General features: G+C 76.2%; 1 protein-coding gene and 1 pseudogene. Both read left to right on the top strand.

The window, feature by feature from the left end:
* Positions 1 to 85 precede the first annotated feature (85 nt).
* Positions 86 to 901 (top strand): annotated as a pseudogene (locus CCN29_RS31015) (fibronectin type III domain-containing protein); the annotation flags it as partial.
* Between the two features lie 172 nt (positions 902 to 1,073).
* Positions 1,074 to 1,610 carry a hypothetical protein gene (locus CCN29_RS31010; protein WP_006134487.1) on the top strand — a complete coding sequence of 179 codons (537 nt, stop codon included), beginning with the start codon at positions 1,074 to 1,076 and terminating at the stop codon, positions 1,608 to 1,610.
* The last annotated feature ends 139 nt before the right edge of the window (positions 1,611 to 1,749 follow it).

Below are 1,749 nucleotides of genomic sequence, written 5' to 3'. Positions count from 1 at the left end.
ACCTCGGTCCCGGCCGGGGCGGCCCGGTTCCACATGACGTGCACACTGGTGGCGCTGCCCGCCTGCGCGGTGACGCCGGTGGGCCGCCCCGGCCGGGACCGAGGTGACCGGCTACGAGGTGTACCGGGGCCGCACCAAGGTCGAGGAGGTGCCCGTCTCCACGCACATGGTGGACGTCACCCGGCTCCGCCCCGCCACGACCTACGTCTTCACGGTGCGCGCCCGGGACGCGGACGGACGGCTCGGCCCGCCCAGCCGAGAGGTACGGGCCACGACCCCCGCGGCCGTCCGGGCGGACACCGCGCCGCCCACCGTCCCCGGGGGCGTAAAGGGCCGGGCGGCCGGCAGCCGGGCGGCCCAGCTCTCCTGGACCGCCGCTCGGGACGACCGCGGTGTGGTGTCGTACGACATCTACCAGGGGCGATCGAAGATCCACAGTGTGGGCGGGAACCAGACGGCCGCCGTGGTGACGGGGCTGCGGCCGGGCACGCGGTACGTCTTCTCGGTCCGCGCCCGGGACGCGGCGGACAACCTCTCGCCGGCCTCCCCCGCCGTCCGCCTCACCACCGCGGACGGCACGGACAGGGGCGCCGCGGCCACGGCGCCGGCCGACTTCCGCGCGACGTCCCGCCGTTCGGGCCGGGCGTACGACATCGTCCTGACCTGGACGCCGCCGCGCGTCGACGGGACGGTCGCCGAGTACGAGGTGCGGCTGGACGGACGGCCCGTCACGTCGCTGGTGTTCGGCGGCGAGGCGCCCCGCGATCGGGCGACGTACCGCTTCTACGCGGGCGAGAAGCCCGGAGTCACGCACCGGGTGCGGATCAGGGCGCTGCTGCCGGACGGCACCTGGAGCGCCTTCTCCCCCGAGCGGACGGTGACGACGGGCGCCGGCGGCTGACGCCGGCTCACCCCCGCTGAGCCGCCCGGAGGACGCCGTCACCTGCACGGATGCTGCCGGAGTGCGCGTCGGGCGGGCTGCCCGTTGGCTGACGTCGTGGCGGCACGGGCGCTCCCCGACCTCGGCGGCGCAAGGGATGTACCGCCGGCCGTGCCGCCGGAAGGCAGTCCACATGAGCATCTCGAAGCCACTGCTCCGTCTCGGACCGACCGTGGCAGCCGCCGCCGCGCTCGCCCTGATGCCGGCCGGACCGGCTGCCGCGGACGGAATCTCCGTCAGCACCACCGGGAACACGGTCTCGGTGAGCACCTCCGCGTGCACCCAGATCAACGGCCACTGGGGCACCGCCTCGCTGCTCAGCAGCGGTCAGGCGAACTTCTCGCAGGGCCGCCAGGTGGCGCTGTCCGGGACGTCCGCGGGGCAGTCCGCGGCCTGGTCCAACGTCAGCGCGGGCACGTACACGGTGATCGTGGTGTGCTCCAACGGCAGCACCGCGGGCACGCAGTCCGTGGTCGTGTCCCCCGCGCCCAGCCCCTCGGTCTCCCCCACGGCGTCGCCGTCCCGCGGTGTGATGGGCGGTGTCGGCGGCGGTTCGAGGGACTACGGCACCGTCACGGCGGTGGCGGGCGGCGCCCTGGTCGGCGCCGGCGTCCTCGGCACTGTCTGGTACCTGCGCCGCCGCGGCACGGCCCGCCCCGGCCACCTCTAGACCGGCGCCGGCCGCCACACGTCCGACGCGCTCCGGCCAGGCGGCCGCCGCCACCCCCGCGCCCCGCAAGGGGCGCGGGGAACTCATCTTCCGGGGCCCTCCTGATCGCGGCCTGCCGCGAACGCCCTCAGGGGCGCGG

Origin of the sequence: Streptomyces pseudogriseolus (genome assembly GCA_002154585.1) — a bacterium.
GTDB classification, from domain to species: Bacteria; Actinomycetota; Actinomycetes; order Streptomycetales; family Streptomycetaceae; genus Streptomyces; species Streptomyces pseudogriseolus.
Note: the sequence above shows the minus strand (reverse complement) of the source record. Positions and strands in the feature narration are given on the sequence as shown.

What these genes read in the sequence shown, in the direction of transcription:
- CCN29_RS31010 (WP_006134487.1), top strand. Translation starts at nt 1,074, where the DNA reads ATGAGCATCTCGAAGCCACTGCTCCGTCTCGGACCGACCGTGGCAGCC.